Consider the following 14,666-nt stretch of genomic DNA (forward strand, 5'->3'; position numbering starts at 1 on the left):
TTTTTAACCGGCGCCTTTTTCGGCAAGCCGGCGATCGTATTCCAGTATCGCCTGCATCAAAACCTGAGCACCCGCCGCACATTGTTCCTTCGACGAATACTCAGCCTCGTTGTGGCTGATGCCTTCGCGGCACGGCACGAAGATCATCGTCGTCGGCGCCACACGCGACACATAGGCCGCATCGTGGCCCGCGCCGGAGACGATATCCCGCGACGTAAAGCCACTCTGCTGTATGCCGTAACGCACAGCTTCGATGCACTCGGCATCGAACCGCACCGGCGGATTGTCCCAAATCTTCTCCATTCGCGTCGAAAGCTTGAGTGGATCGCAGATCTCACCAAGCGACGCGACGAGCAGTTGTTCCATCTGGTCGAGCACGCTCGCTTCCGGGTGCCGGAAGTCGACCGTGAAGAACACCTCGCCCGGCACGACGTTACGCGAGTTCGGCTTCACCTCGACGAAGCCGACGCTGCCGACCGCGAGCGGCGCATGCGCGTGCGCGATATGCTCGATGCGATCCATCAGCCGCGCCGCCCCTGTCAGCGCATTCTTGCGCAAGTGCATCGGTGTCGCGCCCGTATGCGCGGACTGTCCGGTGACGCGCACCTCATACCAGCGCATGCCCTGCACACCGGTGACGACACCGACCTGCTTATCCTCCGCTTCGAGCAGCGGCCCCTGCTCGATATGCAACTCGAAGAACGCCGTCAGCGGATGCTGCCCGCACGGCTCCGCGCCGCGATAGCCGATCGTCTCCAGGGCGTCGCCCATCGTGATGCCTTCGACGTCCTTGATCCCAGCTGCATGCTCACGCGTGAACGCGCCGGCGAATACGCCGGAGGCCACCATTGCGGGCGCGAAGCGCGAACCCTCTTCGTTGGTCCAGTTGATGATCTCGATCGGCGCGTAAGTCTCGTAGCCCGCCTCGACCAGCGTGCGCACCGCTTCGAGCGCGCCGAGCACGCCGAGACAGCCGTCGAATTTGCCGCCGGTCGGCTGCGTGTCGAGATGGCTACCAAGCGCGATCGGCGGAATGTCGTTCCGCTGACCTGCGCGCCGCGCATACTGGACGCCCATATCATCGACCGTCACGGTCATGCCGAGACCTTCGCAGCGCGCGCGGAACCAGTCGCGCACTTGCCGGTCGAGATCCGTCAACGTGAGGCGGCAGATGCCGCCCTTTTCGTTGCCGCCGATCTGCGCCGTCTCCATCAGCTCGTCCCAGAGCCGCTCCGGATTGATCGCGAGGTTCTGCATCGCTTGTTCCCTAGCTCCCTGCGCTCAAGCCTTCCCAGGCTTCGCCCACATCTTGCGCCCGACGCGCAGATATTGCGGCGGCCGTGCAACATCCGCGCCGAGCGCTTCCGCCGCCATCCAGCCCCAATGCGGATTATCCAGGAATGCACGGCCGAGCGCCACCTGATCGGCCTTGCCGGACGCGATGATCTCTTCGGCATGCGCCGGATCTGCAATCAGCCCAACGGCGCGGCTCGCAATGCCGGCCTCGCGCTTCACGCGCTCCGCCATCGGCACGTTGTAGCCCGGATGCGTCGGATTATGGATGCCGGCCGCAACGCCGCCCGACGAAACGTCGATGTAGTCGAGCCCCGCCTCGCGCAACATCGTTGCAAGCGCCACGCAATCGTCCGGCGTCATGCCGCCGTCAGCCCAATCGCTGCCCGTGATGCGCGCGCCCACCGGGAACCCCTTTGGCACGGCGGCGCGGATCGCCTCTGCGATTTCCGCGATGAAGCGCCAGCCGGCCTGGCGGCCCGCGCTGTAGCCGTCGCTGCGCTTGTTCGAGATCGGCGACGCGATGCTGTGCAGGAGATAGCCGTGCGCGATGTGCATCTCGGCAGCGTCGAAGCCGAGCCGCACGGCGCGCTTCGCCGCTTCGACGAATTGCTCGGTCACGCGTTCGAAGTCCGCCTTCTCCATCTCGCGCGGCACCGCCCAGCCTTCGCCGAAGGTGATCGCGGACGGGCCGATCGTCGGCCACGGCTGATCCAGTCCGCCGTTCTGGTGCAATCCCTTGCCGCCTTCCCAGGGGCGCTGCGACGAACCCTTGCGGCCCGAATGCGCGAGCTGCACGGCGAACTTCGCTGTGCCGATCCGCTTGCAATGCGCGATCACGCGCGCGAGCGCCGCTTCGTTCGCATCGCTGTAGAGGCCGACACAGCCATGCGTTATGCGCGCCGCGCGATCGACATGCGTCGCCTCAATCACGACGAGGCCTGCGCCGGAGTTCGCCAGCATGCCGAGGTGCGTCGTGTGCCAGTCGTTGGCGCAGCCGTCATCGGCCGAGTATTGGCACATCGGTGCAACGACGATGCGGTTCGAAAGTTCGAGATCGCCGAGGCGGATCGGAGAGAAGAGTGCTGACATCAAGTTTTCCCTGATTTTTTTAAGCGAGGCCGCGGCCAGTTCACGTCAAGACAATCCGGCCACTAAAGGACGAGACGCACCGATCAACGTGGTGCTTCGAGGCGCATGATAGCGAGAGCGACATTCTGCGCGCGCGGCACGAGGCTGGCGACTTCGAGGAACTCGTCCGGCGTATGCGCCTTGCCGCCGATCGGGCCGACTGCGCAGATGGTGGGCGCGCCGACCGCCGCTGTGAACCCAGCATCCGAACAGCCACCCGTGAATGTCGGCTTCACGGGCGCGCCGAGGTCGTCCGCACAGGCCGCATAGTGCTGATAGAGCGCATCGGATCCCGGCGTCTCGACCATCGCGTAGAATTCGCTGGCGATCTCCAGCAGCGACGTCGTACCCGCAACGTATGTCGTTTCGGCGACTTTGCGGATCGCAGCCATTGCGGCCTCTCGATCCGGCTGTGTCACGTAGCGCAGATCGATCTCGCAGGTCGCCGACGGCGCAACCGTGTTCACGGTCTGCCCGCCGCCGATCGTGCCGACATTGATCGTCGTTCCAGCATCGAGCCCTTTGATTTCGTAAAGCGCGAAGATCTTGCGCGCGAGCTCCTCGATCGCGCTAATGCCTTCCGCGAAATTTGCGCCAGAATGCGCCGGCTTGCCGGTCGCCGTCAGGCGCATGAAGACGCCGCCCTTGCGGCCGGTGACGACGAGATTGCCGGGCCGGCCCGGCTCGGAATTGAACACCGCGCGCGCACGTCGCCCTTCCGCCTCGATGATCGGCCGACACGCGGGCGAGCCGATTTCCTCGTCGCTGGTGAAGAGGCCGACCAGCGGTGCCGGCGCGCCGCCGTGCCGCTTGAACGCGGCCATGACGAAGGCGTTCATCACCAGCCCGGCTTTCATGTCGGCAACGCCCGGACCATACGCAATCCCATCGATGATCTTGAACGGGCGCCGCGCCGGCTCGCCGCTTGGAAAAACCGTATCGCGATGCCCCATCAGGAGGATCGTGGAATTCGCGCCCGCACCTTCAACACCTCCGGACACCGTCGCGCGCAACGCATCGCCGAACTCGGCAACCGGCACCGTCTCGACACCGACACCCTCGCCCTCAAGAAACGCCTTGATGTGGTCACCAACCGCATCGACGCCGGCCTTGTCGTAGCTACCGCCGTCTGTGTTCACGAGGCGCTCAAGCAGAGCGACCATCGCACCCTCTTGAGCCCCGAGCCAATCGAGGACCGCTTTTTCGTTCGAATTCATCACCAACCCCAACTTGCGGCACCCTTTTAGCCATATCGCGCCGCGAAAATCATCCCATGTCGGCGCGGCACAGCCGTGCATCGCGCAGGATTGAAATACCGGAAACTCTGCCATGTTTCCGCCCGTACCGAGTGATCTCAATAGAGCGGTTTTTGAATCGCGTTTTCGGGTGCCCCGCATGCCCAAGTTGATCGTTGCCAGTTTCGCCGCCCTGCTGCTCGCCGCGAGCGCGCCGATCCTCGTGCGCGCTGGCTCGAACGGGACGACTGCATCGATCCCCGCTCAACCTGGCGTCACGCCCCAGCGCACGTCGGAAATCGACGACGACGACGATCTGCCGACGCTGGAAGAATATGCGCAGTATGGCGGCCCGGCCGATCCGCAAACGCGCGCCGACCGTGCATTGCCGGACACCAAGCCCGAAGTCAGCCGCCAGCCAACCGAGCGCCGTGAGGCAACCGAGGCACAATTCGACGGCCCGCCGCGCGGCCCGCGGCCCGGTCAACGCATGCTACAATTCTGCGGTCCGGATGGTGCGCGAGTCGTCGAGCGCATGAACGATCGCATGGAGCGCATCACGCGGCCGACTGAGGCGCAGCGCCCGGCGCTAGAGAAACTGAAGCAAGCTTCGATGCGCGCGCACGAAGCCGGCAAAGGCGCGTGCCCGACCGAACGCTACGCCTCCGTGCCGATGCGCTTTGCCGAAATCGAGAAGCGCCTGACGGCGCGGCTAGAGTCGATCCGCATCATCCGCCCAGCGCTGGAAGAGTATTACGCCGTCCTGAACGACGAGCAGAAGGCGCGGCTTAATCTGTTGAGCATGCAGCGCCCTGCGCGAGCCGGCCACCCCGACGAGGAACCGCAACGTCGCGGCGATGGCCAACGCGGCGAGCGCGACGACTGGCCGCGCGGGTGGCGCGGCCGCCTCTAATCCGTCCTGCTCCTGAGTGAGCCGTCACGGCCCGCCTCGTCCGGGCCATGACAAACACCGCAACGAATGGCGATTGAACTTAACTCTGAGCCGCGATCGACTTCGCGATAGCGCGTTCCATCTCTTCGCCAGCCCTCAACCCCGAAGGCTGCGCGCGCGTCGGCATACATTTGCGATAGTGCACGTAACGCTCGCGGCTCTTAGCTTCGAGGCGATTGAGTTCTGCAATCGGGTCCGCGTGATCGTCGACGCGGAGGCTCAGCGCCGTATACTCTTCGCCATCTTGAATGAGCAGCGCGGCTGATTGCTTACCGCGCTTGTCTCCGCCGGCCACTTCGCCTGCGAGCAGAGCCGCCAGCAGACGGCGCGGGAACGGCAGTGCCGCTTGTGCCTCATACACCGAGGCGGTTTCCTCGATCACCTGCGGACCCACCAGCATATTTCCCGCTACCGAGAAGTGCTCTCGGATCAGATGCCCACACCAAGCAACGCAACTCGCGCCCGTGTAAGCCGCGAATGTGCCCACGCGATCCATTGCATGAACCTGGCGATAGTCGCGATTGTCGTCCGCTGCCGTCAGTGCGCGCAACGTATTCTCGGCACTCTCGCCGGCCCGCATCATGGCGAGCCCGTGAACCCCGTAAAGTGGATTGGTATACGACTGGGTTGCAACAGCTCCGGCATCACCCGCCGCGTGCGGAACCCAACCACCAACCGCAAAAGCACATGTGGAAACTGCAATTCCGAAAAGGCCGCTCTCAATATCGCGAGCGACGATCAACCACGTCATTCTTATCTCCCTGCCGCGTAACCCTGCATGCCGCGCGGATTGGCGGCGGCGCGGCGCCGCTTACCGAGCTTCGATGCCGCGGTCAAACGGCCTTCCGACCAATCCGGCCCGACCTCGACTTCGTGGCCGCGGCGCTCAAGTTCCTTGATCGTCGCCTGCGGCACGCGGCCCTCGACAACGAGAACGCCAGGGCGAGCCGTGCGCGGCCAGAACGAAATCGGAAAATGCTCGGAGTGCCAGGCCGGCGCATCAATCGACTCTTGCAGATTCATGCCGGCATGAACGTGACGCAGGAAGAATTGCGTCGTCCATTGGTCCTGCTGATCGCCCCCGGGCGAGCCCCAGGCGAGATATGGCTCGCCGTCGCGCAGTGCGAGCGTAGGCGACAGTGTCGTGCGCGGGCGTTTGTTTGGCGCAAGAGCGCCCGGATGCCCGTCTTCCAGCCAGAACATCTGGCCGCGAGTGCCGAGCGGGAAACCGAGTTCCGGAATGACCGGCGATGAATGCAGCCAACCGCCCGACGGCGTCGCCGACACGATGTTTCCGTCGCGATCAACGATGTCGAAATGCACGGTGTCGCCGCGCATCGCGCCCTGCCGCGAGATCGGCGCTTCACCTGAAAGTTTGCCGACCGTCGGCTCGCCGGCACCTGCGGCCGTCATGCCGAATTCCTCGAGGCGGCGCAGTTTGAGCACCGAGCCGAAACCTTCGACCGAACCCGGCCGCTGATCGAGCGAGGCCTGTTCACCAATCAGCTTGCGGCGCTCGTCGTTGTAGGCGTCGGACAGGAGCGTCTCGATCGGCACGTCGACGAAGTTCGGATCGCCGTAGAATTTCTCGCGGTCGGCGTAAGCGAGCTTCGCAGCTTCGACCTGCAGATGGATGAAATCCGGCCCGGCCGGATCGAGCCCATCGAGCGCGAAGCCCTTCAGCAGCGCGAGCTGCTGCAGCATCACGGGGCCTTGGCTCCACACACCGCCCTTGCACACCGTGTAGCGGCCATAGTCATACGTCTGCGGCGCTTCGATGCCGGGCGTCCAGCGCGCCATATCGTCGGCGGTCAGCATGCCACCATGCGGCTCGCCGCTCGTGTCCATCCACTTCGTCTCAGCGCAGAAGCGGCCGATCGCCTCGGCGACGAAACCATGCGACCAGGCTTTCCGCGCCCGCTCGATCTCGGCTTCGCGATTGCCGCCGCCGGACTCGGCTTCCTTCAGGATGCGGCGATAGGTGGCCGCCATCGTCTTGTTGGTGAAGATGTCGCCCGGCTGCGGCGGCTGCCCGTTCGCGAGATAAATCTCCGCCGATGTCGGCCAATGCTGCGTGAAGAGTTCGCGCACCGTATCGATCGTCGCGGTCACGCGCTCGACCACCGGATAACCCTCGTCCGCGTATGTGATCGCGGCTTCCAGCACGTCGCGCAGGCGCATCGTTCCGTAGTCGCGCAGTATCAGCATCCAGCTCTCGAAGGTGCCGGGGACGCACGCGATGAGGAGGCCGGTGCCCGGCATCATGTCGAGCCCCATCGCGCGATACTTCGCGATCGTCGCTCCCGACGGAGCCGGACCTTGCCCGCAGATGACTTCCGTTTTGCCGCGCCGCACGTCGTGCAGGATGATCGGCACGTCACCGCCCGGACCGTTGAGATGCGGCTCGACCACCTGCAGCGTGAACGCTGTCGCGACCGCGGCGTCGAAAGCGTTACCGCCGCGCTCCAAGATGCCCATGCCGACAGCCGTCGCCAGCCAGTGCGTCGAGGTGACGACGCCGAACGTACCCTCGATTTCGGGGCGGGTCGTGAACGGGCCGGTATTGACGATGCTCATGTGTGCACTCGCTTTTTTGGTTGCCGGAACCTACCGCGTCGCACACCGAACCACCAGGGCCGAGAACCTGGATTGCCGGCCGCCAGGGTTGCAAACCGCGCATCGATCGGCCTCTAATTCTGCCCATGGACACGAAAACACCCGTTGATCCAACGCTGGATCCCTCGATTGCCGCCTGCATCGCAGAAGCCGTGCGCCGCGGCGCCGTCAGGCGCGACCTCACCAACATTCCGGGTGCGCGCGAGCAAATGCGCCGCGAGCAAGCGTGGTGGTCGGAAGGCCAACCGCAGCCGGCCGAGATCATCAACGACACACTCGACGTCGGCGGCCGCGCGCTGCGCATCCGCCTCTATCGCCCGACCCTGGATGTCACCGGCCCGACGTTGCTCTATTTGCATGGCGGCGGCTGGTGCATCGGCGATCTCGATACGCACGACAACTGCGCGCGCGCGCTCGCGATGAGCAGCAACTTCGTCGTCGTCTCGCTCGACTATTCCTGCGCGCCGGAAGCTCCCTTCCCGGCCGCATTCGACGAGGTATCGGCCGCAGCCCGCGCGTTGCGCGGCCCCGAGGGCCAGCGCCTCAACGTCGATGCAACAAAGCTCGCGATCGCGGGCGATTCCGCCGGCGCCAATCTCGCACTCGCCGGCGCGCTCGCGCTGCGCGACGCCGGCACGCCCGCGCAAGCGCTCGGACTGTTCTACGGCGCCTTCGACACGTCGCTCGAAACAAGCTCGTATCGCGGCTTCGGCGACGGACGCTATGGCCTGTCGCGCGGCGAGATGGCCCAGTTCTACCAATACTACGCCCCGACCGCGACGGACGATCCGCGCGTCGCGCCGCTGCGCGCCGATCTCGCCGCCGCACCGCCCTGCTACATGATCGCCTGCGGGCTCGACGTGCTGCGCGACGACTCGCTCAAGCTCGCCGCTGCGCTGACCACCGCCGGCATCCGTTTCCGACTCGATTATGTGCCCGGCGCAACGCACGGCTTCCTGCGCTTCGGCAATGCGGCCGATGCGTCGCGCAACGCGTTGTCGGAGGCCGGGCGTTACTTGGCGTCGGTGATTTAGTAGCCGACAGTGAAGCGCTTACGGCTGTGCTGCGGCTTTTCGAGTTCATCGACAAACGCGATCGCAAAATCTTCCGCCGAGATCGAACTCTTGCCGTCGGCTGCAACGAGAAGTTGATCGCCACCGAGGCGGAATGTGCCGGTGCGCTCGCCCGGCGCGATCAGCGCTGACGGCGAGAGGAACGTCCAGTCGAGCCCGCTCTCGGTTTTCAGCATATCGAGATAGGCTCCGCCCGCCTTGGCCTCTTTCAGATACACCTCCGGAAACTGCGGCGTATCGAACAGCTGCTTGCCGGGCGCGACTTCGAGGCTGCCGGCCCCGCCGACGACGAGGTAGCGCGGCACGCCGGATGTCTTTACGGCACCGAGAAGAATCTTCGGGTCCGACGCTGTGAAATGCACGGCGCTCATCACGGCGTCGTCGCCCGTGAGTGCCTTCGCCAGCGCGGCCTCGTCGAATGCATCGACCGAGACCGGCGTGACGCCGTCGAGCTTCGCAATCTTCGCGGTATCGCGTGCAATTGCCGTGACCGTATGGCCGCGGCGGGCCAGCTCCGCGAGAACGCGCGACCCGATCATGCCGGATGCGCCAATGAGTGCGACTTTCATATCCAATCTCCATGTGGTAACTATTGGAGACGAGGTGCGATACAGAGAGCAGCATGTAAAGAAGGCACTTTGCCTTCACCAGGTTACTTCGGAGAGACCATGCCGGCGCCAGATCCGTTCAATCGCAAATGTGCAACCCGTGTCGTGCTTGATCGCGTCGGCGATAAATGGGCTGTGTTGATCCTGATCCTGCTGCACGACGAGGCTCACCGCTTCAACGAGTTGCGCCGCCGCATCGACGGCATCTCGCAGAAGATGCTCTCGCAGACGCTGCGCAGCCTGGAGCGCGACGGACTCGTGCATCGCCACGTCGAGGCGACCGTTCCGGTCACGGTCGAGTACTCGATCACGCCGCTCGGCAAGACGCTTTATGCGGCCGTCGATGCGTTACGTGTTTGGGCCGAAACGCATCTCAAAGACGTCGAGACCGCGCAGAAGCGTTACGACCGTACCAACGAGAAGCCGGCACGGCCGCTGCGGAAAGCGGCCTGACGATCGTCATTGCGAGGAGCCGCTAGCGGCGACGCGGCAATCCAGAAGAAGAAAGAACTGGATTGCTTCGCGACTTCGTCGCTCGCAATGACGAGGAAATGTCAGTGCGTCAAACCCACTTGATGTCGAGCGACGCCATCGTCTTCTCGAAGCCCCCCGGCAGCGTCTGCGTGCCTTTAATCACCGCGGCTTCCATCTTCTTTTCGATCTCGCGCGTCGCAGCGAACGTGTCCGCAACTTCCGCGATCCGCGCGAAAGGCACGACGACGACGCCGTTGCGATCGCCGATGATCATGTCGCCCGCATTGACGACGACGCCGCCGACCGACACCGGAAGTCCGACCGTTCCCGGCCCCTGACGGAACGGCGAATTCGGCGAGATTCCGCGCGCAAATACCGGAATGCCGACGTCCTCGATGCCTTCGATGTCGCGCACCAAACCATCGGTGACTACGGCGACACAACCCGCATTGCGCACCATGCCGATCGCGAGATCGCCAAGCGAGGCCGAGCCCGTCCAGTCATGCGTCGACAGCACGAGAATGTCGCCGGCCTTTGCAACCGTGTTCGCCGCATACACCGCCATGTTGTCGCGCGCGCGCACCCAGGCCGGCAATGCCGGCCCACAGATGCGCCCCGCGAACGGGTAAACCGGCTTGATCTGGTAATCCATCGCGCCGTTGCGGCCGAGCGCATCGGTCACCCAGCCGGTCGGGATGTCTTTGTATCGCGCGATGAGAGCCGCATCCGGGCGCGGCCATTCGCGCCGGATCGTCAGATTAGGACCGTCGGACATGCTTAGAGTTTCACTTTCAGAAGGTTCGCGATTTCACCGACGACGCCGCGGCGGAACAACAGCACGCAGAGCACGAAGATGATGCCTTGGATCACCGTGACCCACTGGCCGTACGACGCAAGGTTGTCCTGCATCGCTATGATGATGAACGCGCCGACCACCGGCCCGAAGATCGTGCCGAGACCGCCGACGAGCGACATGAGCACTACCTCACCCGACATCGTCCAATCCACGTCGGTGAGTGATGCGAGCTGGAACACGATTGCCTTCGTCGAGCCAGCAAGACCCGCGAGCGTTGCCGACAGAACGAACGCCGCAAGCTTGTAGCGTTCGGTCTTGTAGCCGAGCGAGATCGCGCGCGGCTCGTTCTCGCGGATGGCTTTCAGCACTTCGCCGAACGGCGAATTGATGATGCGGTAGATCAAGAGGAAGCCGGCGAGGAAAATCACCAGCACCAGGATGTACATATTCGTCTGGTTCGTCAGGTCGATGACGCCGAACAGCTTGCCGCGCGGCACGGCCTGAATGCCGTCTTCGCCGTGTGTGAACGGTGCCTGCAGCGCGAAGAAGAACATCATCTGCGCGAGCGCAAGCGTGATCATCGCGAAGTAGATGCCTTGGCGGCGGATCGCGATCGAACCGGCCACGAGGCCGAGCCCGCAGGCCGACAGCGTTCCGAGCAGGATCGCCAGTTCAGGCGTTAAACCCCACACCTTGGCGGCGTGCGCACAGATGTAAGCGGCCCAGCCGAAATAAAGAGCGTGCCCGAACGACAAGAGACCGACGAAGCCGATCAACAAGTTGAACGCACAGGCGAACAGCGCGAAGCACAGCGCCTTCATCACCGAGATCGGGTAGATGAAAACGGGCGCCGCGATCAGGATCGCAACCATGAAGAGAAACGCGACAATCTCGGCGCGTCTCGACGAAGGCTCGGACGATGCGGTGATCGTGGTGTCAGCGGTTGTATCAGCCATGTTACGCCGTCCGTCCAAACAGGCCCGCGGGCCGCACAAGAAGCACGATCGCCATGATCACGAAAATCACGGTGTTCGACGCTTCCGGGAAAAATACTTTGGTGAGGCCTTCGACCACGCCGAGCGCGAAGCCGGTAACGATCGCGCCCATGATCGAGCCCATGCCGCCGATGACGACAACGGCGAACACTACGATGATGATGTTAGCGCCCATCTGCGGCGACACGTTGTAGATCGGCGCGGCCATCACGCCGGCAAGACCAGCGAGGCCGACGCCGAAGCCGTAGGTCAGCGTGATCATGCGCGGCACGTTGATGCCGAACGCGCGCACGAGCGTCGGATTTTCCGTCGCGGCGCGCAGGTTGGCGCCAAGACGCGTCTTCTCGATCACGAACCAGGTCGCGATGCAGACGACGAGCGAGAACACGACGACCCAGCCGCGATAGGTCGGCAGGAACATAAAGCCCAGGTTGTACCCGCCGGTTAGTTGCGGCGGTGCGCGATACGGCAGGCCGGACGAGCCGAACGAATTGCGGAACAGGCCTTCTGTGATCAGCGCGATGCCGAATGTCAGCAGCAATCCGTAGAGATGGTCGAGATTATAAAGGCGGTGCAGGAATAGCCGCTCGATGATGATGCCGAACGCCGCGACGACGAACGGCACAATGAGCAGTGCCCACCAGTAGTTCAGGCCGAGCTTGATCGGCTGCGCCATACCGGGGATTGGGATGCCGTTGAGCAGGAAGTAGGCGACGAAGGCGCCCATCATGTACTGCGCGCCGTGGCTGAAGTTGATGATGTTCAGCATGCCGAAGATGACGGCAAGGCCGAGACTCAGCAGCGCGTAGAACGATCCGTTGATCAGGCCGAGCAACAGCTGGCCGAACAACGCCTGCGAGGGAATACCAAAGATGTCCATACCTGCCCCACTCTCCCGCTCAGCGGGGAGAAGCCCGCGATACGCCGCGAGCGCCGAAAAAAAGCGGGAGCGCCGGTGAGGCGCTCCCGTGTCACATCAGCCGCTAACGAGCGGGCACTTGCCGTCCGCGATCGGACGGAACGCTTCTGCAGCCGGAATGGTCGCGCGCGTCTTGTAGTAGTCCCACGGACCCTTCGACTCGGCCGGCTTCTTGACCTCGAAGAGGTACATGTCGTGGATGTGGCGGCCGTCGGCGCGGATCGTGCCCTTGCCGAACAACGGATCTTCCGTCGGCAGCTCCTTCATCTTCGCAACGACAGCCTTGCCGTCAGCGCCCGACTTCGTGGCTTCGATGGCCTTGAGATAATGCAACGTGCCCGCGTAAACGCCGGCCTGCACCATCGTCGGGTATTTGCCGCCGTTGGCTGCCGAAAAGCGCTTGGCGAAAGCGCGGCTCTGGTCGTTGAGATCCCAATACCAAGCTTCCGTGAAGATCAGGCCCTGTGCAGTCTGCAGACCGAGCGCATGCACGTCGGTGATGAAGAGCAGCAAGCCTGCGAGGTTCTGACCGCCGGCGACGATGCCGAATTCGGAAGCCTGCTTAATGGTGTTGACCGTGTCACCGCCCGCATTGGCGAGGCCGATGATCTTCGCTTTCGAAGCCTGTGCCTGCAGGAGGAACGACGAGAAGTCCGGCGTGTTCAGCGGCGCGCGAACCTTGCCGACCACCTTGCCGCCGTTAGCTTCGACGACAGCCGAGGTGTCACGCTCGAGCGCGTGACCGAAGGCATAGTCGGCCGTGAGGAAGAACCAAGTGTTGCCACCCGTCTTGACGACAGCCTTGCCGGTGCCGTTGGCGAGAGCCCACGTGTCGTAGGTCCAGTGCACAGTGTTCGGCGTGCATTGCGCGCCGGTGAGGTCGGCGGTTGCCGGGCCTGAACCGATGAACACCTTGTTCTTGTCGCGGGTGACCTGATTGATCGCGAGAGCCACGCCGGAGTTCGGCACGTCGACAATCGCGTCGACCTTCTCGGTGTCGAACCACTGACGCGCGATACCCGAGCCGATGTCCGGCTTGTTCTGATGGTCGCCGCTGACGAACTCGACCTTGATGCCCTTCTTCTCGGCACCGAAATCTTCCGCCGCAGCCTTTGCGGCCCACAGCGAGCCGGGGCCCGAGAGGTCGGCGTAAAGGCTCGACATATCGGTGAGGACACCGATCTTGACGCTGACTTGTTGCGCCTGCGCGCTGGCCGTTGCCAATGCGAGCGCGAGAACGCTTGCTCCTAGAAACTTCTTCATCACTCACTCCCAGTGAAGCGACCTGCCTAACGGCAGGCCGCCATTTTCATCACGGCGGCGGAATGCCGCCGATCAAACATCAGCCGCCAACCAGCGGGCATTTGCCCTCGGCGAGCGGACGGAACGCTTCGGCGGCGGGGATCGTCGCGCGAACTTTCATGTAGTCCCAAGGCCCCTTCGACTCGGATGGCTTCTTCACTTCGAGCAGATACATGTCGTGGATCTTGCGACCGTCTGCGCGGATCATGCCCTTACCGAACAGCGGATCGTCGGTCGGGATTTCCTTCATCTTCGCAACGACAGCCTTGCCGTCACGATCGTCCTTCAGGGCTTCGACGGCTTTCAGGTAATGAAGGACGCCCGCATAGACGCCGGCCTGCACCATCGAGGGCATCTGGTTCTTGTATTGCGGCGCGAAGCGCTTGGAGAACGCGCGGCTTTCTTCGTTGCGGTCCCAATAGAAGGCTTCCGTGAAGATCAGGCCCTGCGCGGTTTCAAGACCGAGCGAGTGGATGTCGGTGACGAACACCAGAAGACCCGCGAGGCTCTGCCCGCCCTTCACGATGCCGAATTCAGCCGCCTGCTTGACCGAGTTGATCGTGTCGCCGCCCGCATTGGCCAGACCGATGACCTTCGCCTTCGAAGCCTGCGCCTGCAGCAGGAACGACGAGAAGTCCGACGAATTGATCGGGTGGCGCACCTTGCCGAGCACCTTGCCGTTGCTGGCTTCGACCACCGCCGACGTGTCCCGCTCGAGCGCGTGACCGAAGGCGTAGTCGGCCGTCAGGAAGAACCACGTGTTGCCGCCGGTCGCGACGACGGCCTTGCCGGTGCCGTGCGCTAGCGCCCAGGTATCGAACGTCCAATGGACGTGGTTCGGCGAGCATTGCGGGCCGGTGAGATCGGCCGTACCCGGACCCGACGAGACGAACACCTTGTTTTTCTCGCGGGCGACCTGGTTGACGGCAAGCGCGACGGCCGAGTTCGGCACGTCGAACACGGCATCGACCGCGCCGGTGTCGAACCAGGTGCGCGCCGTGTTGGCACCGATGTCCGGCTTGTTCTGATGATCGGCGCCGATGATCTCGACCTTCATGCCCTTCTTCTCGGCACCGAAGTCTTCGACAGCCATTTTCGCGGCGACGACCGAACCCGGTCCCGTGATGTCGGCATAAAGGCTCGACATGTCGTTGAGAACGCCAATACGGATGACGCCGTCGCTATACTGCGCGTGCGCCGAACCGCACGCCAGCGCGAGCGTCAATCCTGTTAGGCCGAGCAACCGCTTCATTTGATTCACTCCCATTTTTC

General features: G+C 63.8%; 14 protein-coding genes. 3 read left to right on the forward strand and 11 right to left on the reverse strand.

Annotated features, from left to right (window positions below; translation table 11 throughout):
- Positions 1–3: 3 nt before the first annotated feature.
- The 3 genes from GJW30_RS19275 to GJW30_RS19285 form a co-directional block, all read right to left on the reverse strand.
- Positions 4–1,257 carry a M20 family metallo-hydrolase gene (locus tag GJW30_RS19275; RefSeq protein WP_096358024.1) on the reverse strand — a complete coding sequence of 418 codons (1,254 nt, stop codon included), beginning with the start codon at positions 1,255–1,257 and terminating at the stop codon, positions 4–6.
- A gap of 24 nt (positions 1,258–1,281) precedes the next feature.
- Entirely contained in the window at positions 1,282–2,385 is a 1,104-nt protein-coding gene (locus tag GJW30_RS19280; RefSeq protein WP_096358025.1) for an NADH:flavin oxidoreductase/NADH oxidase, read from the reverse strand.
- Positions 2,386–2,468: 83 nt separating this feature from the next.
- A complete protein-coding gene (locus GJW30_RS19285) occupies positions 2,469–3,641 on the reverse strand; it encodes a M20 family metallopeptidase (protein WP_096358934.1) in 1,173 nt (390 codons plus the stop codon).
- Positions 3,642–3,819: 178 nt separating this feature from the next.
- Here GJW30_RS19285 and GJW30_RS19290 point away from each other — a divergent pair, with 178 nt between their 5' ends.
- Positions 3,820–4,572, forward strand: coding sequence for a Spy/CpxP family protein refolding chaperone (locus GJW30_RS19290; RefSeq protein ID WP_157746791.1), 753 nt, complete (start codon positions 3,820–3,822; stop codon positions 4,570–4,572).
- 79 nt (positions 4,573–4,651) lie between these two features.
- On the opposite strand, the gene GJW30_RS19295 is transcribed toward GJW30_RS19290, so the two are convergent.
- Both GJW30_RS19295 and GJW30_RS19300 read right to left on the reverse strand, forming a co-directional pair.
- Positions 4,652–5,362: a DUF1028 domain-containing protein gene (locus GJW30_RS19295; RefSeq protein WP_096358027.1), complete on the reverse strand. Its 711-nt coding sequence runs from the start codon at positions 5,360–5,362 to the stop codon at positions 4,652–4,654.
- 2 nt (positions 5,363–5,364) lie between these two features.
- Positions 5,365–7,188: a gamma-glutamyltransferase family protein gene (locus GJW30_RS19300; RefSeq protein ID WP_096358028.1), complete on the reverse strand. Its 1,824-nt coding sequence runs from the start codon at positions 7,186–7,188 to the stop codon at positions 5,365–5,367.
- A gap of 125 nt (positions 7,189–7,313) precedes the next feature.
- On the opposite strand from GJW30_RS19300, the gene GJW30_RS19305 reads away from it, so the two are divergent.
- A complete protein-coding gene (locus tag GJW30_RS19305; protein ID WP_096358029.1) occupies positions 7,314–8,261 on the forward strand; it encodes an alpha/beta hydrolase fold domain-containing protein in 948 nt (315 codons plus the stop codon).
- Here GJW30_RS19305 and GJW30_RS19310 read toward each other — a convergent pair.
- Positions 8,258–8,869, reverse strand: coding sequence for an NAD(P)-dependent oxidoreductase (locus tag GJW30_RS19310; RefSeq protein WP_096358030.1), 612 nt, complete (start codon positions 8,867–8,869; stop codon positions 8,258–8,260). The two genes, GJW30_RS19305 and GJW30_RS19310, sit on opposite strands and share 4 nt — an antisense overlap.
- A 99-nt stretch (positions 8,870–8,968) precedes the next feature.
- Between GJW30_RS19310 and GJW30_RS19315 the strand changes: the two genes are divergently transcribed.
- Positions 8,969–9,361, forward strand: coding sequence for a winged helix-turn-helix transcriptional regulator (locus GJW30_RS19315; RefSeq protein WP_096358031.1), 393 nt, complete (start codon positions 8,969–8,971; stop codon positions 9,359–9,361).
- Positions 9,362–9,470: 109 nt separating this feature from the next.
- Here the strand turns inward: GJW30_RS19315 and GJW30_RS19320 are convergent, their stop codons facing one another.
- The 5 genes from GJW30_RS19320 to GJW30_RS19340 form a co-directional block, all read right to left on the reverse strand.
- Positions 9,471–10,157 (reverse strand): RraA family protein, encoded by a 687-nt coding sequence (locus tag GJW30_RS19320; RefSeq protein ID WP_096358032.1) that lies wholly within the window; start codon positions 10,155–10,157, stop codon positions 9,471–9,473.
- A 2-nt stretch (positions 10,158–10,159) separates the two neighbouring features.
- Entirely contained in the window at positions 10,160–11,134 is a 975-nt protein-coding gene (locus tag GJW30_RS19325; protein WP_096358033.1) for a branched-chain amino acid ABC transporter permease, read from the reverse strand.
- Between the two features lies 1 nt (position 11,135).
- Complete coding sequence (locus GJW30_RS19330) at positions 11,136–12,053, reverse strand: branched-chain amino acid ABC transporter permease (protein ID WP_096358034.1); 918 nt, start codon at positions 12,051–12,053, stop codon at positions 11,136–11,138.
- Between the two features lie 96 nt (positions 12,054–12,149).
- A complete protein-coding gene (locus GJW30_RS19335; RefSeq protein ID WP_096358035.1) occupies positions 12,150–13,355 on the reverse strand; it encodes an ABC transporter substrate-binding protein in 1,206 nt (401 codons plus the stop codon).
- A gap of 79 nt (positions 13,356–13,434) precedes the next feature.
- Positions 13,435–14,646: an ABC transporter substrate-binding protein gene (locus tag GJW30_RS19340; RefSeq protein ID WP_096358935.1), complete on the reverse strand. Its 1,212-nt coding sequence runs from the start codon at positions 14,644–14,646 to the stop codon at positions 13,435–13,437.
- Between the last annotated feature and the right edge of the window lie 20 nt (positions 14,647–14,666).

Origin of the sequence: Variibacter gotjawalensis (assembly GCF_002355335.1) — a bacterium.
In the GTDB taxonomy this organism is placed as follows: domain Bacteria; phylum Pseudomonadota; class Alphaproteobacteria; order Rhizobiales; family Xanthobacteraceae; genus Variibacter; species Variibacter gotjawalensis.

Bases quoted from the DNA above. Each gene is read 5' to 3' on its own strand.
- GJW30_RS19275 (WP_096358024.1), bottom strand. From the start codon at position 1,257: ATGCAGAACCTCGCGATCAATCCGGAGCGGCTCTGGGACGAGCTGATG.
- GJW30_RS19280 (WP_096358025.1), bottom strand. From the start codon at position 2,385: ATGTCAGCACTCTTCTCTCCGATCCGCCTCGGCGATCTCGAACTTTCG.
- GJW30_RS19285 (WP_096358934.1), bottom strand. From the start codon at position 3,641: ATGAATTCGAACGAAAAAGCGGTCCTCGATTGGCTCGGGGCTCAAGAG.
- GJW30_RS19290 (WP_157746791.1), top strand. From the start codon at position 3,820: ATGCCCAAGTTGATCGTTGCCAGTTTCGCCGCCCTGCTGCTCGCCGCG.
- GJW30_RS19295 (WP_096358027.1), bottom strand. From the start codon at position 5,362: ATGACGTGGTTGATCGTCGCTCGCGATATTGAGAGCGGCCTTTTCGGA.
- GJW30_RS19300 (WP_096358028.1), bottom strand. From the start codon at position 7,188: ATGAGCATCGTCAATACCGGCCCGTTCACGACCCGCCCCGAAATCGAG.
- GJW30_RS19305 (WP_096358029.1), top strand. From the start codon at position 7,314: ATGGACACGAAAACACCCGTTGATCCAACGCTGGATCCCTCGATTGCC.
- GJW30_RS19310 (WP_096358030.1), bottom strand. From the start codon at position 8,869: ATGAAAGTCGCACTCATTGGCGCATCCGGCATGATCGGGTCGCGCGTT.
- GJW30_RS19315 (WP_096358031.1), top strand. From the start codon at position 8,969: ATGCCGGCGCCAGATCCGTTCAATCGCAAATGTGCAACCCGTGTCGTG.
- GJW30_RS19320 (WP_096358032.1), bottom strand. From the start codon at position 10,157: ATGTCCGACGGTCCTAATCTGACGATCCGGCGCGAATGGCCGCGCCCG.
- GJW30_RS19325 (WP_096358033.1), bottom strand. From the start codon at position 11,134: ATGGCTGATACAACCGCTGACACCACGATCACCGCATCGTCCGAGCCT.
- GJW30_RS19330 (WP_096358034.1), bottom strand. From the start codon at position 12,053: ATGGACATCTTTGGTATTCCCTCGCAGGCGTTGTTCGGCCAGCTGTTG.
- GJW30_RS19335 (WP_096358035.1), bottom strand. From the start codon at position 13,355: ATGAAGAAGTTTCTAGGAGCAAGCGTTCTCGCGCTCGCATTGGCAACG.
- GJW30_RS19340 (WP_096358935.1), bottom strand. From the start codon at position 14,646: ATGAAGCGGTTGCTCGGCCTAACAGGATTGACGCTCGCGCTGGCGTGC.